16 protein-coding genes and 1 pseudogene are annotated in these 16871 nt (G+C 71.8%); 8 read left to right on the top strand and 9 right to left on the bottom strand.

Translation table 11 applies throughout. The annotated features are described in order from the left end of the window. Positions 1-27: 27 nt before the first annotated feature. Positions 28-768 carry a DUF5995 family protein gene (locus AC1DE0_RS20325; protein WP_478104965.1) on the bottom strand — a complete coding sequence of 247 codons (741 nt, stop codon included), beginning with the start codon at positions 766-768 and terminating at the stop codon, positions 28-30. Positions 769-786: 18 nt separating this feature from the next. Beyond that, positions 787-1932 (bottom strand): aminotransferase class I/II-fold pyridoxal phosphate-dependent enzyme, encoded by a 1146-nt coding sequence (locus tag AC1DE0_RS20320; RefSeq protein ID WP_478105070.1) that lies wholly within the window; start codon positions 1930-1932, stop codon positions 787-789. 132 nt (positions 1933-2064) lie between these two features. On the opposite strand from AC1DE0_RS20320, the gene AC1DE0_RS20315 reads away from it, so the two are divergent. The 4 genes from AC1DE0_RS20315 (at position 2065) to AC1DE0_RS20300 (ending at position 4751) form a co-directional block, all read left to right on the top strand. After that, entirely contained in the window at positions 2065-2595 is a 531-nt protein-coding gene (locus AC1DE0_RS20315) for a phosphoribosyltransferase (RefSeq protein ID WP_478104962.1), read from the top strand. Between the two features lie 51 nt (positions 2596-2646). Then, positions 2647-3537 carry an LLM class F420-dependent oxidoreductase gene (locus AC1DE0_RS20310; RefSeq protein WP_478104959.1) on the top strand — a complete coding sequence of 297 codons (891 nt, stop codon included), beginning with the start codon at positions 2647-2649 and terminating at the stop codon, positions 3535-3537. Positions 3538-3763: 226 nt separating this feature from the next. Continuing rightward, on the top strand, positions 3764-4288 hold the full coding sequence (locus tag AC1DE0_RS20305) for a hypothetical protein (protein ID WP_478104956.1): 525 nt from the start codon (positions 3764-3766) through the stop codon (positions 4286-4288). Next, positions 4275-4751 (top strand): MarR family winged helix-turn-helix transcriptional regulator, encoded by a 477-nt coding sequence (locus AC1DE0_RS20300; protein ID WP_478104952.1) that lies wholly within the window; start codon positions 4275-4277, stop codon positions 4749-4751. Before AC1DE0_RS20305 ends, AC1DE0_RS20300 begins: the two co-directional genes overlap by 14 nt. On the opposite strand, the gene AC1DE0_RS20295 is transcribed toward AC1DE0_RS20300, so the two are convergent. Genes AC1DE0_RS20295 through AC1DE0_RS20285 form a run of 3 tightly spaced genes read right to left on the bottom strand, consistent with a single transcriptional unit; the run spans position 4744 to position 8812 of the window. Beyond that, complete coding sequence (locus AC1DE0_RS20295) at positions 4744-5655, bottom strand: ABC transporter permease subunit (protein ID WP_478104950.1); 912 nt, start codon at positions 5653-5655, stop codon at positions 4744-4746. The genes AC1DE0_RS20300 and AC1DE0_RS20295 overlap by 8 nt on opposite strands. Beyond that, the gene (locus tag AC1DE0_RS20290) at positions 5652-8522 is read right to left on the bottom strand and encodes an alpha/beta fold hydrolase (protein ID WP_478104947.1); all 2871 of its coding nucleotides are present in this window, start codon (positions 8520-8522) and stop codon (positions 5652-5654) included. The genes AC1DE0_RS20295 and AC1DE0_RS20290 overlap by 4 nt, the downstream gene beginning before the upstream one ends. Positions 8523-8575: 53 nt before the next feature. Continuing rightward, on the bottom strand, positions 8576-8812 hold the full coding sequence (locus AC1DE0_RS20285) for a hypothetical protein (protein WP_478104945.1): 237 nt from the start codon (positions 8810-8812) through the stop codon (positions 8576-8578). A gap of 31 nt (positions 8813-8843) precedes the next feature. On the opposite strand from AC1DE0_RS20285, the gene tpx reads away from it, so the two are divergent. Then, the gene (gene tpx, locus AC1DE0_RS20280; protein WP_478104943.1) at positions 8844-9338 is read left to right on the top strand and encodes a thiol peroxidase; all 495 of its coding nucleotides are present in this window, start codon (positions 8844-8846) and stop codon (positions 9336-9338) included. On the opposite strand, the gene AC1DE0_RS20275 is transcribed toward tpx, so the two are convergent. Continuing rightward, positions 9308-10552: an MFS transporter gene (locus AC1DE0_RS20275; protein WP_478104940.1), complete on the bottom strand. Its 1245-nt coding sequence runs from the start codon at positions 10550-10552 to the stop codon at positions 9308-9310. The two genes, tpx and AC1DE0_RS20275, sit on opposite strands and share 31 nt — an antisense overlap. 91 nt (positions 10553-10643) lie before the next feature. Between AC1DE0_RS20275 and AC1DE0_RS20270 the strand changes: the two genes are divergently transcribed. Then, positions 10644-11156, top strand: a complete 513-nt coding sequence (locus AC1DE0_RS20270; protein ID WP_478104937.1) for a MarR family winged helix-turn-helix transcriptional regulator — start codon at positions 10644-10646, stop codon at positions 11154-11156. A gap of 28 nt (positions 11157-11184) precedes the next feature. Here AC1DE0_RS20270 and glpK read toward each other — a convergent pair whose 3' ends face one another. Continuing rightward, positions 11185-12711, bottom strand: coding sequence for a glycerol kinase GlpK (gene glpK, locus AC1DE0_RS20265; protein WP_478104934.1), 1527 nt, complete (start codon positions 12709-12711; stop codon positions 11185-11187). 119 nt (positions 12712-12830) lie between these two features. Here glpK and AC1DE0_RS20260 point away from each other — a divergent pair, with 119 nt between their 5' ends. Further along, positions 12831-14198, top strand: coding sequence for an HNH endonuclease signature motif containing protein (locus tag AC1DE0_RS20260; RefSeq protein WP_478104931.1), 1368 nt, complete (start codon positions 12831-12833; stop codon positions 14196-14198). Positions 14199-14204: 6 nt separating this feature from the next. Here the strand turns inward: AC1DE0_RS20260 and AC1DE0_RS20255 are convergent, their stop codons facing one another. Then, the gene (locus AC1DE0_RS20255) at positions 14205-14636 is read right to left on the bottom strand and encodes a DUF309 domain-containing protein (RefSeq protein WP_478104927.1); all 432 of its coding nucleotides are present in this window, start codon (positions 14634-14636) and stop codon (positions 14205-14207) included. A 72-nt stretch (positions 14637-14708) separates the two neighbouring features. Further along, positions 14709-14864 (bottom strand): annotated as a pseudogene (locus AC1DE0_RS20250) (DUF1877 family protein); the annotation flags it as partial. Between the two features lie 245 nt (positions 14865-15109). Between AC1DE0_RS20250 and AC1DE0_RS20245 the strand changes: the two are divergent. Next, positions 15110-16834 carry a glycerol-3-phosphate dehydrogenase/oxidase gene (locus AC1DE0_RS20245; RefSeq protein WP_478104924.1) on the top strand — a complete coding sequence of 575 codons (1725 nt, stop codon included), beginning with the start codon at positions 15110-15112 and terminating at the stop codon, positions 16832-16834. The last annotated feature ends 37 nt before the right edge of the window (positions 16835-16871 follow it).

Genomic DNA, 16871 nt, shown 5'->3' with positions numbered 1-16871 from the left:
GGAAGTGGGCACTCGACTGTGGGGTCGTCAGGCGACCGGGGTCAGCAGGCAGCGGCCGGCCAGCCCGACGCTGCGGTCGAGCCGGTTGAGGAACTCGCTGCGCAGCGGCTCGACTCCCTGCAGCTCCCAGAGCACGCGGGCGTTGGTCCAGGCGGCGTCGCGCGCACGCGAGATGCTCCACGACGCGACGAGGTTCGTCACCGGGGCCGCGACCGAGTCGAGCTCGAGGTGGATGCCGTCGAAGAACGAACGGCGCACCTGCTCCTGCACCGACTCGAGGATGCCGGTGATCCGCTGGTAGTCGGCCTCCACCCCGGTCGCGTCGAGGTCGGTGCCGAGCTGGCGACAGGTGCGCACGAGCGCCAGCGGCAGGTCGTGGTTGATGTGGGCGTTCATGCCCGCGAGCGCGAACTGGATCGAGAGGATGCCGGGAGCGCGGCGGCACTCCATGACCGGCCCCCAGGCGTGAGGGGCGCCGCCGGGAGCCAGCGCCTCGAGGTAGAGGCCGGCGAAGACGACGTCGAGCCGCGTCATGAACCTGGTGTCGCCGAAGTCCCCCGCGGACACCCGGTCACGCACGAGCTCGGTGACCTGCACGTACATCTCGTGGAAGGCCCGCACCCCGTCACCGCCGGGAAGCGAGGCTCCAGCGGCCCGCATCCGCTCGAGCACCTCGTCGATCGTGGCCGCCTGACCCGGTGGCACCGGATCGACGCGGCTGCCGAGGCCGGCGCGGACGGCGCCGACGAGGTCGCTGAACCATCCCATGCCCGGGACCGTAGCGGCTCACCGCGCGTTGAACGCCTCGATCCGCTCGATCGCCTCGCCGACGGCCGTGCTGCCGGCAGCGAAGCTGAGCCGCACCGAGCGACCGCCGGCCCGGTCGTCGAAGTCACCACCCGGCGTGATCGCGACGCCGACCTCCTCGAGCAGGGCCCGGGCGTATGCCGCCGAGCTCCCCCAACGCTCGAGGCGGGGCCCGAGGTCGGCCCAGTAGTAGAACGCGCCGTCCGGCGGCGCCGACGCTCCCCAGCCCAGGCGGGCAGCATTGTCCAGCAACAGCTTTCGGGTGCGGGCGAACTCCTCGACGGCCTCGTCGCACTCGCGGTAGGACTCCTCCGCGAAAGCCGACACGGCGGCATACTGCGCCGGCGCCGGCGGGCAGAGCGCCACGTTGCCGGCGAGCGCGTCGACTGGGCGCGCGAGGTCCTCGGGCAGCAGCAGCCAGCCGAGACGCCAGCCCGTCATCCCCCAGTACTTGCTGAACGACGAGACGACGACGGCGCTGTCGTCGGTCTCCCACGCGCAGACGCCACGGGGGTCGGCCGCGCCCGGCTCTGGATAGGTGACGCCGTGGTAGATCTCGTCGCTGACGAGGCGGACACCGTTCGCCGCGCACCAGCCCGTGACGGCCGCGAGCTCGGCGCGGTCGACCATGGTTCCAGTGGGGTTGGCGGGCGAGGCGACGATGAGCCCGGCGAGCGGGCCGTCCGACTGCGCCGCGTCGAGCAGGGCCGGTGTCGGCTGGTAACGGGTGTCGGGGCCGCAGTCGATCTCGACGACCTGGCAGCCGAGCGCGGTGAGGATGTTGCGGTAGGCGGGGTAGCCGGGCCGGGCGAGCGCCACCCGGTCGCCGGCCTCGAAGGCGGCGAGGAAGGCGAGCACGAAGCCGCCGGACGAGCCGGTCGTGATCGCCACCCGGGCCGGGTCGACGTCGAGGCCGTACCAGCGGCCGTAGTGGGCCGCGACCTCCGCGCGCAGCTCGTGGATGCCCAGGGCCGAGGTGTAGGTGAGCGCACGGCCGGACCCGTGGATGCGGGCGGCCGCCTCGGACACCAGCGACGGCGCCCCGCCGGACGGCTCGCCGGCGCAGAGCGACACGACGTCACGCCCGGCGGCGCGCAGCACCGCCACGCGGTCGAGCACGTCCATCACCTCGAACGGCGGCACCTGCGAGCGCCGGGAGGGACGGAGGGCGCGGGGCGGGTGGCTCACCCGGCCAGTCTGCCCGACGCCGGACCGCCGGAAACACGGCGTTCACCCGAGGTGGTTAGCCTCGGGTGCATGACGACCGCGTACCACGCCGACTCCTCCGCCCTGGTCGACAAGGAGGTGCTGACGTGGGAGGCCTTCGGCACCGCGGTCCGCGAGCTGGCGACGCTCGTCGCCGACTCGAGCTTCCGGCCCGAGGTCCTCGTCGCGGTGGCCCGTGGCGGGCTCATCCCGGGCGGCGGGCTGTCGTACGCCCTCGGCATCAAGCTGACCGACGCCATCAACGTCGAGTTCTACACCGACGTCGAGGAGACCCTGCCCGACCCCGTGCTGCTCGCGCCGCACCTCGACACCGACAGCCTCAAGGGCCGGCGGATCCTCGTCGTCGACGACGTCGCCGACTCGGGCCGGACCCTCGCGCTCGTGCTCGACCTGCTCCAGGAGCACGGCGCGGAGGCCCGCAGTGCCGTCATCTACGGCAAGTCGCGATCGGTCGTGACGCCCGACTACGTGTGGCGACAGACGGACCGCTGGATCGTCTTCCCGTGGTCGGCGGAGCCGCCCGTTTCCGGGGCACTGGTGGGCACCACCAGCGAAGGCTGAGGGCGCGCCGCACCCTCGTCCGCTGAAGATTCCGGACGTAGTGTGCAAGGCATGGACCTCGGACTGCACCTGGCCAACTTCACGTGGAGCGGCGGCTCAACCACGTTCGTCGACGACCTCGTGCGCACGGCGCGCACAGCCGAGGACGTCGGCTTCACCAAGCTGTCGGTCATGGACCACGTCTGGCAGATCCGGGGCGTCGGGCCGAAGGAGCACGAGATGCTCGAGGCCTACACGGCTCTCGGCTTCCTCGCCGCGGTCACCGAGCGCGTCGAGCTGCTCGCCTGGGTGACGGCCGCCGTCTACCGCGAGCCGGGCCTGCTCGCCAAGGAGGTCACGACGCTCGACGTGCTCTCGAAGGGCCGGGCCTCGCTCGGCATCGGCGCGGCCTGGAACGAGGAGGAGTGCGTCGGCCTCGGCCTGTCGTTCCCACCCACGGCCGAGCGCTTCGAGCGGCTCGAGGAGACGCTCCAGATCTGCCTGCAGATGTGGAGCGACAGCGACGAGCCGTACGAGGGCAAGCACTACAACCTCGGGAGCACGCTCAACTCGCCGCAGTCGGTGCAGCGGCCGCACCCGCCGATCCTGATCGGCGGCGGCGGCGAGAAGAAGACGCTGCGGATGGTGGCCCAGTACGCCCAGGCCTGCAACCTCTTCGACTCCCCCGAGCTGGCCCACAAGCTCGAAGTGCTGCGTGGCCACTGCGACGCCCTCGGGCGCGACTACGACGAGATCGAGAAGACGGTCATGAGCCGCATCGACCCCGGCCCCGACGGCGCGAACGTCGACGCGACGCTGGAGCACCTCTCCGAGCTGGCCGACCTCGGGGTGACCCACCTGCACACGATGGCCGGCGACGGGTCACGCACCGACTGGCTCGAGATCTTCGGCGAGCGGATCATCCCCGAGGCGAAGAAGCTCCGGGCGCGCTCGGGGTCTTGACGGCAGTTACTGCGATGTCGCACCATCAAGGTGCTGCGACATCGCAGTAACGTCGCCCGGCTCGGGCGACGCCTGGAAGTGAGGGACCGTCATGACAACCGCCAGCCCCAGAGAAACCGCCCCGGCAACCAGAGGGACCGCGGCCCGCACCGTCCGTTCGGCGCCTCCGAGCCACCATTTCGTCCGGTGGCTCGCGACCACGACGGCCAGACTGGCGAGCTGGCGCGTGTGGCTGACCACGGCATTCGTCTTCGGGGTGTCCGCCGGCCTGCTCTTCGCCTCCACCGCCCCGTTCGCCATCCCCAGCGTCGAGGCCGCCTGCGGCCAAAGGCCTCCGGACGTGCGGCCCTTCACGAGCGCCGCTGACGTGACCGCCTTCCTGGACGCCTGTGGTGCGGCCGGTCGCGACGCCTACCGGTTCCTGCAGCTGGCAGACCTCCTCTACCCGGCCGTGTTCGCCCTGTTCATGGCCGCGTCGATGGCGCTCGTGCTCGCTCGGCTGCAGACGCGCAACCAGCGCCTCCTCGCGCTGGCGGCCCTGCCTCTCCTCGGAAGCGCCTTCGACTACCTCGAGAACCTCTGCGCCTGGCTGGCACTGGCCGCGTTCCCCGGCCAGCCCCCGACGAGCCACCTGCTCGGGCTGGCGTCGGCCGCAAAGAACCTCACCTTCTGGGTTTCGGGCGCCGTCCTCCTCGGCGCGATCGCCGTGCTCGCGGCCAAAAGGGTCAAGGCCACTCATGCCGCCGTCTGAGGGCTCGACCTCCCCCGACCTCCATGCCGGCCTGTCCAACGTCCTCTTCGACGTCTGGCTCGTCTCGCGGGCGGCGACCGCCCTGATCGACGAGGCGGTGAAGCCCGCAGGTCTCGATGCCGACGAGTTCGCCGTCTACTCGGTCCTGTCGTCCACGACGGGGATGACACCCACCGAGCTGGCCCACTGGATGGCCGCGCCGGCGACGACCGTCTCGAGCTACGTCAAGCGCTTCGAGCGTCGTGGCCACGTGCGCAAGGTCGCCCACCCGGATGACCGTCGCTCCTACCGCGTGGAGCTGACGGAGGCCGGTCGGCGCGCACACCAGGCCGCCGGCGAGCTGTTCCTGCCCACGCTGCAGGAGGTGACGCGCCGGGTGGGCGGTGGGGCGCCGGACACCCACCGTCGGCTGCGGGCCCTGCACGAGGTCCTCGCTGCCTTGAGCGACGAGTCGCTCAGCTGAGGATGTCGGTCCTCCGGAACCGGCGGTAGGCGAGCATCGTGAAAGCGACGGCCCACACCAGCGACCAGAGCACGCCGTGCGCCATGTCGTTCCAGTCGGGCGAGACCGCGAGCGCGTCCTGCCACTCGCGTGAGTAGTGGCCGGGGAAGGCGTTGCGGTAGGGGTCGAGGGCGTCGAGCTGGTCGAGGATGTTGAGCAGGATGCTGAAGAGCACCGCACCACCGACCGCGGCGAGGGGCGCGTCGGACCGCGTGCCCAGCCAGAAGGCGATCGCGCCGATGGGCAGCAGGGTCACGAAGATGTAGCCCATCGCCAGCGCGAGCCGCGGCAGGAACTGGCCCCAGTCGAGGTTCTCGCCGATGGGGTTGGTCAGCGGGTCCCAGCCGTAGGCGATACCGCCGACGAGCAGCCCCCACGCCGGCAGCAGGATCGTGGCGGCCAGCGTCGACGCGACGCCGATGACGAGCTTGCTCGTGAGCAGGCGGGCGCGCTGGACGGGCGCGATGAGCAGGTAGCGCAGGGACGACCACGACGCCTCGGACGGCACGGCGTCGCCGCAGAAGAGCGCGGCCAGCAGCACGAGCAGCAGCTCCGACGCGAGGAAGACGAGCACGAGGCTGAAGTTGGCGGCCCCACCCTGCGCGAGATCGAAGATGCGCGTCGTCGAGCTGCCGCGGTTGTTGCTGCTGCGCTGCCCGAAGGCGAACGACGCGACGAGCACGAGGGGCAGGGCCAGCAGGAGCCCGAACGCCCAGATCGTACGCCGGCGCCCCCACTGGCGGCGCAGCTCGGACCGCCACGAGAGCGGGTCGCGCACGAAGGTGGTCTGGGCGCTCGGTGCGGCGCCGGGCTCGATCGCGTCGAGCAGCGCCTCACCCGGGGTGTGGGGGTGGTCCTGGGTCATCGTGCCCTCACCTGCCTCAGTCGCTCGATGAGGGAGGCCCCCTCGTCGCCCGGTTCGCCGGTGGCGCCCGACCCGTTGGCGGAGGCCGAGGAGATGACCCCGAGGAAGACCTCCTCGAGGTGGCGCCGGCTGCTCACCCCGACCACGGGGAGCCCCGCCGCGACGGCCTCGGCGACGACCTCGGCGCGACCCCGGTCGGCGACGACCACGAGACGTGTCGGTGTGTCGACGCGCACCTCGGTGATGCCGCCGGAGGCCTCCAGCGCGTGCACGCCGGCGTTCACGACGTCGTGCGCGACGTGCTCGGGCAGGTCGAGGATCGTCGTGTCGTCGCTGTCGACGAGGTCGGCCACCGGGCCCTGGGTCACCACGCGCCCGGCGTGCATGACGACGACGTGGGTGCAGGTCATCTCGACCTCGGCGAGCAGGTGGCTGGAGACGACGACGGTGCGACCGGTCTCGGCGTAGCGGCGCAGGATCGGCCGCATCGCTGCGATCTGCGGCGGGTCGAGGCCGTTGGTCGGCTCGTCGAGGATGAGCAGCTCGGGCAGGCCAAGCATCGCCTGGGCGATGCCGAGGCGCTGCTTCATGCCGTGGCTGTAGGACTTCACCGGCCGGTCGACCGCGCCGCCGAGGGCGGCGACCTCGAGGGCCTCGTCGAAGTGCGCGTCGGCGCGGTCGCGGCCCGTGGCGGACCAGTACGCCTCGAGGTTCTGGCGCCCGGTGAGGTGCGGCAGGAAGCCGGGCCCCTCGATGAGCGCCCCGACCCGGCCGAGCACGGTCGAGCCGGCGGTGACCGGCTCGCCGAGCACGTGCACGCTGCCCGCGTCGGACGAGATGAGACCCATGACCATGCGCATCGTCGTCGTCTTGCCGGCGCCGTTCGGCCCGAGCAGGCCGACGACCTGGCCCTTCTCGGCGCGCCACGACACGTCGTCGACGGCTCGGTGCCCGTCGGAGTAGGTCTTGACGAGCCCTTCGACGACGAGCGGCACGTCGGCGAGGTCGGGACGCGACGGCAGCAGCCGGCGCCTGCGACGCCGCACGAGCCAGCCGACGAGAGCCGCCAGGAGCAGCAGCACGAGGAAGAGGCTCGCGAGGAACGTCTCCGTGTCGACCCCGACCGCGACGGTGCCGCCGACCTCGGCCCCGGACGCGACGGGCAGCGTGAGCGCGGAGGCGTCGCTGATGAGGAGGCGGCCCGGCGTGCGCGAGTTGGAGAACGTCGACTCGGTGCTCGTCAGGAGCACGCGCCAGCGGGTGCCCGCCGGCATCACGTACGTCGCCGCAGGCAGCGAGATCGTCACGGGCGTGGGCTTGCCCGGGATCACCCTCAGACGGACCGGGGCCACGAGCGGGTTGGTCAGCGTGACGGACCCCCCGGTGACACGCCAGACCGAGGCGAAGAGGGTCGCGTCGGTGCTGCCGGAGGTCACCGTGAAACGCATCGTCGGGGAGCCCACCACCGTGGCCGCCTCGGCGATCGGCTGGGAGTCGAGCGCCGTGGACTGCCCCGGCAGCGCGGCGATCTGGTAGGTCGAGACGGTGATGCCGAGGGCGGCGAGCCCCGGCACGGCGATGAGCGAGGCCGGCTGGCCCCCGGGCGGGTGGAGCAGTGCCCCGGACGTCGTCGTCAGCGGGAGCTGGCGGGTCTCGATCTTCGAGCCGGAGAGCCCCGGGTATGCAGGCAGCGTGTGCAGCGTCGTCGGCGCACCGGCGCGCGCCCCCCGGGTGCCGTAGGTGAACGCCGCCGTCGGTAGGGCCGAGCCGCGGGCCGCCTTGTCACGCACGTAGTGGTCGAGCCACGTGTAGGAGGCCTCGACCTCCTCCGCCTCGTGCGAGCTGGGACCGTCGTGTCCGCCGTCGCTCCACCGGACGGCATACGGCGTGCCCGTGGCCGCGAGGGCCGACGCGGTGGCGTCGGCCTGGTCGAGGCCGAAGAGGGAGTCGCCGATGCCCTGGACGAGGAAGGTGGGCGCAGTGACGGCGTTCATCGTCGGCTTGGGGCTGTGGGCGCGCAGCAGCGCGGTGAGCTGCGGCGGCGGCGTGCCGGTCTCGGACGTCTGGACGAAGAGCCGGCAGATCGTCGGGTCGAAGCGCCCGCAGTCCGCAGCTGAGGTCGCCAGTCCGGACCCGGCCGCAGACACCCCGCCACCCCGCAGCGCCGACAGGAAGAAGTTCGTGGCCCAGACCTGCTTGAACGGACCGGGCACGTCGACCGGGCTGCGGCCGGCGGCGGTCGTGGCCGGCGTGGTGACGGCCGACTGCGGGAAGAACGCGTCGGCGAGGTCGTTCCACGTGATCGCCGAGACGACGCCGTCGACGCGGCGGTCGGTGCCGGCGAGCATCAGCCCGAGCGCCCCGCCGTAGGAGGCGCCCATGACGCCGGCTCGCGGGTCGCCGGGCGCGTCGAGCTCGACGTCTGCGCGCTTCGCCGCGAGGTCGAGGAGCACCTTGGCGTCGGCGATCTCGTAGGCGGGGTCGTTGAGGTGGATGCGCCCGCCTGAGCGCCCGTGCCCTCGGGCGCTCCACGCGACGACGACGTAGCCGCGGGCGTTGAGCTCGTCGGCCTGGGCAGCCACGGAGTCCTTGGTGCCGCCGAAACCGTGGGCGAGCAGGACCACCGGGTGCCGTCCCGCAGCCTGGGGCCAGATCGAGACGTCGAGGCTGACGGCCGTGCCGTCCGGCTCGGCACCGACCGGGACGCGCGAGACCTCCGGCGTCACCGCGTCAGCGGTGACGGCGGCCGGCGCGGCCGGTGCGGAGGGGGCCGCCTGGGCGGGCGCCACGGCAACGCCCGACGCGAGGCTCGTCGCGAGGCTCGTCGCGAGGACGAGCGCGGCGAGGAGGGGTGCCCGGGGCGACATGCCCACATCACATCACGCGTACTTGTCGATGCAGCCAGGTCGTCGAAGGTTGGTCAGCCGTCCTGCGCCCGGCGCTCCAGCGCATAGGCCGCGATGATGCACACGACGAGCACCATGAGCGGCGGGACGAACCGCATGAAACCCCCGAGCCCCAGCCAGTCGTAGGGCGCGGTGGTGAAACCGAAGAACGGCACGTCGAGCAGGTAGCGCACGATCGGCAGCGCGCCGAAGAGCAGGCCGACCAGCCCGACCACGTTGATGACGAAGCGCGAGCCGGCACCGGATTCCATGCTCCCAACCTAAGGGTGTTAGAAACGACCCATGGCCACCACCTTGCTGGGAGACACCACCGTCCACACCGTCGGCGAGCTGCCGGAGGTGGGCACGACCGCCCCGAAGTTCACGCTCACGAGCGCGAAGCTGACCGACGACGTGACCCTCCCCTTCGACTCGCGGGTCGTGCTCAACATCTTCCCGAGCATCGACACCAAGACGTGCGCGACGAGCGTCCGCCGGTTCAACGAGCTGGCCGCGGGTCTCGAGAACACCACGGTGATCTGCGTGTCGGCCGACCTGCCCTTCGCCCTCAACCGGTTCTGCGGAGCCGAGGGCATCGAGAACGTCGTCACGGCGTCGTCGTTCCGGTCGAGCTTCGGCTACGACTACGGGGTGCGCATGGAGAACGGTGGCTTCGCCGGCCTGCTCGCCCGCTCCGTCGTCGTCATCGGCACCGACGGCACGGTGCTCCACTCGGAGCTGGTGCCCTCGATCGGCCAGGAGCCCGACTACGACGCCGCCATCGCCGCGCTGGGCTGAGCCACCTCGTCGGCACGGCCCGCCCGCGTGAAGTCGCGGACCCCGCGGGCCAGCATCGGCCAGCAGCCGGCCACCAGCATCCAGACCGAGATGCCGAGCATGACCGTGCCGGTGTCGAACCGCTCGCTGAGCGGGCCGGCGAGGACGTTGCCGAGCGGGATCGCGCTGAACGAGATCAGGATGTCCCACGAGGCGACCCGCGCCAGGCGGTCGTGCGGCACGCCGTCCTGCAGCGCGGTGTCCCACCCGACGGCGAAGAACATGAGGCCGGCGTTGGCGACGAGTCCGAGCACGAGGATGCCGGCCAGGTGGCCCGGCCAGAAGAAGGCCAGCGGGAAGAGCGGGAAGGCGCCGAGGGCGACGAAGGCCCACAGGAGCAGCCGCCTCGGCTGGACCCGCATCGCGAGCAGTCCACCGAGGATGCCGCCGACCCCCTGAGCCGCGATGACGAGGCCGAGGGAGCGGGCGCCGCCGAGGTCGCGCACCGCCGTGACCTCGACGAGCACGACGAGCACGCCGGTGGCGACGTGGAACATGCCGGCGGAGAGCAGTCCGGTCCACAGCCAGTCGCGCCGCCGGATCTCGCCGAGTCCCTCGACGATCTCGGCGCGCACCGACGACCGCTGGGTGCGACGCTCGGCGCGCGCTCGGACGAGCGTCACGCTGACGGCCGACCAGACGAACGTCACCGCGTTGACGGCGAAACCGGTGACCGAACCGAGGTGCGCGACGACGAGTCCGGCGAGCAGCGGGCCGGCGATCTGGGCCGCGGACTGGACGAAGCTGATGACGGCGTTGGCGCTCTGACGCTGCTCGGTGGGGACGACGAGCGGACGCAGCGACACGAAGGCCGGGAAGAAGAAGGCCCCGGCCCCCGAGGTGACTGCCGCGAGCGAGGTGAGCAGCAGCAGGGGCGGGTCACCGACGAGAAAGGCCACCGCGGTCGCCGCGGCGGTCGTGGCGCGCACCGCGTCGGCGACGACCATGAGGCGGTGGGGCGCGAGCCGGTCGGCCCAGACCCCGCCGAAGAGCGTGCAGACGAGGCGGGCGCCCATCGCCGCCGCCGCGATGGCGCCGAGCTCGGTGGCCCCGCCGCCCGCGAGGACGATCGCCACGGACAGCGCGATCGGGTGGAAGGCGTCGCCGACCCAGGACAGACCCTGGCCCGCGAGCAGCAGGCGGAAGTCGCGGAGCCGGAACACGTCCTGGGTCATGGTCACGACGGTAGTAAGATGTCTAACTATCAGTCAACGAACAGTTTGCCGCCTGACAGTCAGAAGCAAGCGCCTCTGCGAGGATGAGGCCATGACGCCGCCCGCCAAGCCCGACCAGGACTCCGTCGACCGCCACGTGGCGCGATGGGCCGGGCTGCTCGACGACATGGACCCCGAGGTCGAGGGCGCCATCACCCGGATGCAGGCGATCACGAAGCGGATCAAGGCCGACGACCACGCCGCGTATGCCGGCGGGGACGACACGATCGAGGACTACTGGACCCTCCACGCGCTGCTCATCCAGCCCTATCCGGAGGAGGCGACACCGGCTCAGCTCGCAGACGCGTGCGGGGTCACGCGTGCCGCGATGACCTCACGGGTCGACCGCCTGGTCCAGCGCGGCCACGTCACGCGAGAGGTCGACCCGGTCGACCGACGGCGAGTCATCGTCCGACCCACCCGCAGCGGACGAGCTCTGTGGCAGAAGGGAATCGGCGAAGGCATGGCGCGCGAGCAGGCCGCCTTCTCGGCCCTGACCGCGAAGGAGCTGGTCTCACTCAACGCCCTGCTGCGCAAGGTCGTGCTCCACCTCGAGGAGGGCTGACGGCATACGCCTTCCGGGCCCGCAGGGCTCAGGCCGTGTCCTCGTCGACCCAGTCGAGGGTGCGCTCGACGGCCTTCTTCCACTGGCGGAAGAGTCGCTCGCGCTCGCCCTCGTCGAGCTGCGGCGACCAGCGACGGTCCTCGCCCCAGTTGTCGCGGATCTCGTCGGTGCTTTGCCAGTAGCCGACGGCAAGTCCGGCCGCATACGCGGCGCCGAGCGCGGTCGTCTCGGCCACGACGGGGCGCACGACGTCGACGCCGAGCAGGTCGGCCTGGAACTGCATCAGGGTCTCGTTGACGACCATGCCGCCGTCGACCTTGAGCTCGGTGAGCGGCACGCCGGAGTCGGCATTCATCGCCTCGAGGACCTCGCGCGTCTGGAAAGCCGTGGCCTCCAAGGCTGCTCGCGCGATGTGGCCCTTGTTGACGAACCGCGTGAGGCCGACGAGAGCGCCGCGGGCGTCGGGGCGCCAGTGCGGGGCGAAGAGGCCCGAGAAGGCCGGCACGAAGTAGGCGCCGCCGTTGTCGTCGACCGTCGCCGCGAGGGTCTCGACCTCGTTGGCGTCCTTGATGAGCCCGAGATTGTCGCGCAGCCACTGGATCAGGGAACCGGTGACGGCGATCGAGCCCTCGAGGGCGTAGACCGGCTTCGCGTCGCCGAGCCGGTAGCAGACGGTCGTGAGCAGGCCGTTCTGAGAGGCGACGATCTCCTCGCCGGTGTTGAGCAGCATGAAGTTGCCGGTGCCGTAGGTGTTCTTGGCGGTGCCGACCTCGAGGCAGGCCTGGCCGAACGTCGCCGCCTGCTGGTCGCCGAGGATGCCGGCGACGGGCACGTCGATGAGGATGCCGGGCTTGCACGTGCCGTAGACCTCGGACGACGACCGGATCTCGGGGAGCATCGCGAGCGGGATGCCGATCTCGGCCGCGATGGACTCGTCCCACGCAAGCGTGCGCAGGTCCATGAGGAGGGTGCGCGACGCGTTGGTGACGTCAGTGACGTGCACGCCGCCATCGGCCGCGCCGCCGGTGAGATTCCACAGCAGCCACGTGTCGACGGTGCCGAAGAGCAGCTCGCCGGCCTCGGCCCTCTCGCGGGCTCCCTCGACGTGGTCGAGGATCCAGCGCGCCTTGGGCCCGCCGAAGTACGTCGCGAGTGGCAGGCCAGTGACGTCCTTGAACCGCTCGATGCCGCCGTCCTTCGCCAGCTCGTCGCAGATCGACTGGGTGCGGGTGTCCTGCCAGACGATCGCGTTGTGGACCGGCTCGCCGGTCGCCTTGTCCCACACGACCGTCGTCTCGCGCTGGTTGGTGATGCCTACCGCGGCCACGTGGGTGGCGTTGAGGTTCGCCTTGCCGAGGGCACCGCCGACGACGGCGCGGGTGTTCTGCCAGATCTCCATGGGGTCGTGCTCGACCCAGCCGGCGCGCGGCAGGATCTGCCGGTGCTCCTGCTGGTCGACGGCGACGACGCGACCGTTCCGGTCGAAGACCATGGCCCGCGTGCTGGTGGTCCCCTGGTCGATCGCCACGACATGGCTGCGCTGCTCCGTCGACATGTCGGCACCGTACCGTCGAGGGCCTGCGACGTCACGCAAGGCGCGGATTAGTCTGTCCTGCAATCGAATTGCTTGTGGACAACCGTTGCCTTGCGTTCGTACACATGTTCTAATGAGGTATGCCGTTCACCTCCGTTCCGTCGCCCCTCGAGCTCGCGCTCGGTGCCGCGCTGGAGCACGCCGGCGTGGAGCTGCCGGAGGCCGACCCGCTGCCGTCGCTGTTCACCGCCGGCGAGTCCGCTCTGCGCGAGATCGAGCAACTCGAGGCCGAGAAGGCTCGCCTGGAGGGGCGACTCGTCGACGCATACGCGGCCCTGCACACCATCCTCGAGCAGCAGCACGACGTGCTCGGACTCTCTCGGGGGCGTGTTCCGCTGCGCGCCGACACGGTCGTCACGCAGGAGATCGCCTGCGCGACAGGCGTGGGCGCCGCCGAGGTCTCGCGTCGTCTCGAGCTCGCAACGTCGCCACGCCGTCACCGCGTGCTGCGTGAGGCCCTGCGCACGGGAACAGTCAGCCTCCACCGCGCCCTGCGCGTGGTCACCGAGACCCGCCTACTGCCCGACGAGGTGCTTCCCGACCTCGAGACCACGGTGCTCGCACCGGCGCCCGACGGCTCGATCTCGTCGCAGCGGCTTTTCGCGACCCCGCTGAGCCGCTGCGTCCGCTCGGCCGACGACCGGTCGGGTCACGAGCGCCGGCGGTCCGCGGAGGCGTCGCGCACGGCGCACGGGCGGCTCACTGACGACGGCATCGGCACCTTCACCGTGATGGCGCCGGCTGAAACCGTCGTGGCCGTGCTCGACCGCGCCGACGCGATCGCGCGGGCAGCGCGCGCGGGGGGCGACCCACGCACCCTCGACCAACTGCGTAGCGACGCCATCTGCTCGCTGGCACTTTTCGGCTCCCTTGCGCCTGAGCACAACTCGTTCGGCGGACCCGTGCCCGCGGCGTCGGTGCGCATCGTCGTGCCGTTCGAGGTGGCAGTCGGCGTCTCCGACGCCGCTTGCGAGCTGCCGGGGCATGGTTGGGCCAGTGCTGCCCACGCGCGGCGCATCATGACCGCCGCGGGCTCTACGTGGCAGCGACTCGCCGTCGACGTGAAGTCCGGTCGGGCGCTCGAGCTCTCCACCGACCACTACCGGCCCACCCGCGCCATGGTCGAACACGTCCAGGCGGTCGACGGAGTGTGCCGTGCCCCCGGCTGCCAGGTGCCGGCAGACCGCTGCGACCTCGACCACGTGGTGCCGTGGCCGATGGGACCGACCACCGCAGGCAACGCCCAGTCGCTGAGCCGCGGGTGCCACCACCCGAAGACCGCCGGTTTGTGGTCCGCCGCGCGAGCTCCGGACGACGGCATCCGGTGGACGACCCTCACCGGTCGCGAATACGTCACCTACCCCCGCGACTGGCGCGAGGCTCTCGACGATGCGGGTGCTTCAGCGTCAACCACCGCTCCCCCACCCTGCGATCCGCCGCCCTTCTGAGGTCGGTCAGAACGTCCCGTCGTGACGGCGCGCTCCCGCCGCCACGGCGTCGAGGTCGACGCCGTATGCGGGTCCTCCGGTGGCGGCGTAGTCGGCCAGCCTCCCGGCAGCCCGTTCGAAGAGGCGGCCGGCACCGGTCCCGTTGCCCCGAGCCTCGTGCGTCATCGCGACGCAGAGCTGCGCCAGTCCCTGCCACAGGTCCCGCTCCTCGGCAGGGCCGGCCTTCCAGCGTGCTTCAAGGACCTCGTGCGCCGAGAAGGGCCGGCCGGCCTCCACCAGGCCGCGGGCCACCCGGAGCGTCTCGTCGGGCGGCAGCGCCTCCTCCGACACCGGCTCGACGCCCTCGGCGCCGTACGGCAGCGGGCGCCCGAGCGCATCCCGAGGCCGCGCCTGTCGGGCCCGGCCCTGGGTGTCGCGGTCACGGTCCGAGGTGCTCACGGGCACCAGCCTGTCACTGGACGGAGACGAGCACACCTTCGCCGCGAGAGGCGGCCCCCACACGGCTTCGGGCTCGAGCAGGCGTGCGGGCCCGTAGCCGTTGTCCTCACCGACCGGCCGTCCGCCCAGGATCGCGCCTCCGGCCGCACCGGCATCGCCCGCGCACGAGTCGGTTCCGGTCAGCAGGAAGTGGATGCCGTGCCACGACTTGTCGAGGTCGAGCCAGATCGTGCCGCGCCCATCCTGGAGGGAGCCAGCGGCATCCTCCTACGCGGCTGCGGCGAGCGTGAGCGGCTCGGACGGCATACGTTGTCGCGCATAAACGCAGGGGACACGACCACCACGCACGGCACGACGTAGGGCACGACGCAGGGCACGACGCAGGGCACGACGCAGGGGGGCCGGACAGGCAGCGGCGCAGGCCGCGCGCCTCGTTAGAGTGGCGGTCTCGACACCGACGTGAAGGGGTACCGATGACGAGCCCAGTCCGGCTGGACCTCGACTACCGCGCTCGGGCGTGGAAGCGCCTCGCCACCAAGCAGTTCGACGTGCTCGTCGTCGGCGGCGGTGTGACCGGCGGAGGGGTCGCGCTGGACGCCGCGACGCGCGGCCTGTCGACCGCCCTCGTCGAGCAGCGCGACTTCGGCTCCGGCACCTCGTCTCGCTCGTCGAAGCTCTTCCACGGCGGCCTGCGCTACCTCGAGCAGATGAACTTCGACCTGGTGCGCGAGGCGCTCAAGGAGCGCGAGCTGATGCTGAGCCGCATCGCCCCACACCTCGTGAAGCCGGTCTCCTTCCTCTACCCGCTGACCAGCCGCGGCTGGGAGCGGCCCTACGTCACGGCCGGGCTCACCCTCTACGACTCCATGGGCGGCGCGCGTTCGGTGCCGCGGCACAAGCAGCTGACGCGCACCGGCGCCCTCAAGCTCGCACCGGCCCTCAAGCGCGAGGCCCTCACGGGCGGGCTGCTCTACTTCGACGCCCAGGCGGACGACGCCCGGCACACCCTGACGACGGTCCGCACCGCGGCGGCATACGGCGCCACGGTGCTGTCGAGTGCGCGCGTCGTCGACCTGCTCCGCGCCGGCGAGCGCGTCGTCGGCGCCGTGGTCGAGGACGTCGAGACGGGCGAGACCGTGCAGGTCAAGGCATCCGTCGTGATCAACTGCACCGGCGTGTGGACCGACGACATCCAGACCATGGCCGGCGGCCGCGGCCGGTTCCACGTGCGGGCCAGCAAGGGCGTGCACATCGTCGTCGCGCGCGACCGCATCAACTCCGAGACCGGCCTGATCCTGCGCACCGAGAAGTCCGTCCTCTTCGTCATCCCGTGGGGCACGCACTGGATCATCGGCACCACCGACACCGACTGGGAGCTCGACCGCAGCCACCCGGCGGCCACCCGCGCTGACATCGACTACATCCTCGAGCACATCAACACCGTGCTGAAGGTGCCGCTGTCGCACGGCGACATCCAGGGCGTGTACGCCGGACTGCGCCCGCTGCTGTCCGGCGAGAACGAGGACACCAGCCAGCTCTCGCGCGAGCACGCCGTGGCGCGCCCACAGCCCGGCCTCATCTCGATCGCCGGGGGCAAGTACACGACCTACCGCGTCATGGCTGCCGACGCCGTCGACGCCGCCCGCGAGGACATCGGCGGCGACGTCTCCGACAGCGTCACCGAGTTCATCCCCCTCTCGGGCGCGGAGGGCTACGTCGCGCTCGTCAACCAGATCGACCGGCTCGCCCGTCACCAGGACCTCCCGGTCTGGCGCATCACGCACCTGCTCGAGCGCTACGGATCGCTCGTCCACGAGCTCTTCGCGCTGGCCGAGGACGACCGCTCCCTCTACGAGCCGCTGCCCGGCGCCGAGGAGTACCTCAAGGTCGAGGCTCTGTATGCCGCCACGCACGAGGGCGCCCTGCACCTCGACGACCTGCTGGCCCGGCGCACCCGGATCTCCATCGAGACACCCAGCCGCGGCATCGACAGCGCCCGCGCCGTCGCCGAGATCGTCGCGCCCGTGCTCGGCTGGGACGCCGAGCGCCTCGAGGCCGAGGTCGACGCGTACGTCGCCCGTGTCGAGGCCGAGCTCGAGTCGCAGAAGGAGCTCGCCGACTCCGAGGCGAACGCCGAGCGGCTCAGCGCCCCGGACGTACGCCGTATCCCCGTCAGCCGGGCGGCCGAGCCCTCCTGAGCGGCCACAGGCTCGACAACCCCTGTCCCGGCCGGTC

This window comes from Terrabacter sp. 05T424 (assembly GCF_056396225.1).
This window is presented reverse-complemented; position numbering and strand designations above follow the sequence as displayed.

Bases quoted from the DNA above. Each gene is read 5' to 3' on its own strand.
- AC1DE0_RS20315 (WP_478104962.1), top strand. From the start codon at position 2,065: ATGACGACCGCGTACCACGCCGACTCCTCCGCCCTGGTCGACAAGGAG.
- AC1DE0_RS20285 (WP_478104945.1), bottom strand. From the start codon at position 8,812: ATGGAATCCGGTGCCGGCTCGCGCTTCGTCATCAACGTGGTCGGGCTG.
- AC1DE0_RS20275 (WP_478104940.1), bottom strand. From the start codon at position 10,552: ATGACCCAGGACGTGTTCCGGCTCCGCGACTTCCGCCTGCTGCTCGCG.
- glpK (WP_478104934.1), bottom strand. From the start codon at position 12,711: ATGTCGACGGAGCAGCGCAGCCATGTCGTGGCGATCGACCAGGGGACC.
- AC1DE0_RS20320 (WP_478105070.1), bottom strand. From the start codon at position 1,932: ATGGACGTGCTCGACCGCGTGGCGGTGCTGCGCGCCGCCGGGCGTGAC.
- AC1DE0_RS20270 (WP_478104937.1), top strand. From the start codon at position 10,644: ATGACGCCGCCCGCCAAGCCCGACCAGGACTCCGTCGACCGCCACGTG.
- tpx (WP_478104943.1), top strand. From the start codon at position 8,844: ATGGCCACCACCTTGCTGGGAGACACCACCGTCCACACCGTCGGCGAG.
- AC1DE0_RS20310 (WP_478104959.1), top strand. From the start codon at position 2,647: ATGGACCTCGGACTGCACCTGGCCAACTTCACGTGGAGCGGCGGCTCA.
- AC1DE0_RS20325 (WP_478104965.1), bottom strand. From the start codon at position 768: ATGGGATGGTTCAGCGACCTCGTCGGCGCCGTCCGCGCCGGCCTCGGC.
- AC1DE0_RS20245 (WP_478104924.1), top strand. From the start codon at position 15,110: ATGACGAGCCCAGTCCGGCTGGACCTCGACTACCGCGCTCGGGCGTGG.
- AC1DE0_RS20300 (WP_478104952.1), top strand. From the start codon at position 4,275: ATGCCGCCGTCTGAGGGCTCGACCTCCCCCGACCTCCATGCCGGCCTG.
- AC1DE0_RS20290 (WP_478104947.1), bottom strand. From the start codon at position 8,522: ATGTCGCCCCGGGCACCCCTCCTCGCCGCGCTCGTCCTCGCGACGAGC.
- AC1DE0_RS20295 (WP_478104950.1), bottom strand. From the start codon at position 5,655: ATGACCCAGGACCACCCCCACACCCCGGGTGAGGCGCTGCTCGACGCG.
- AC1DE0_RS20260 (WP_478104931.1), top strand. From the start codon at position 12,831: ATGCCGTTCACCTCCGTTCCGTCGCCCCTCGAGCTCGCGCTCGGTGCC.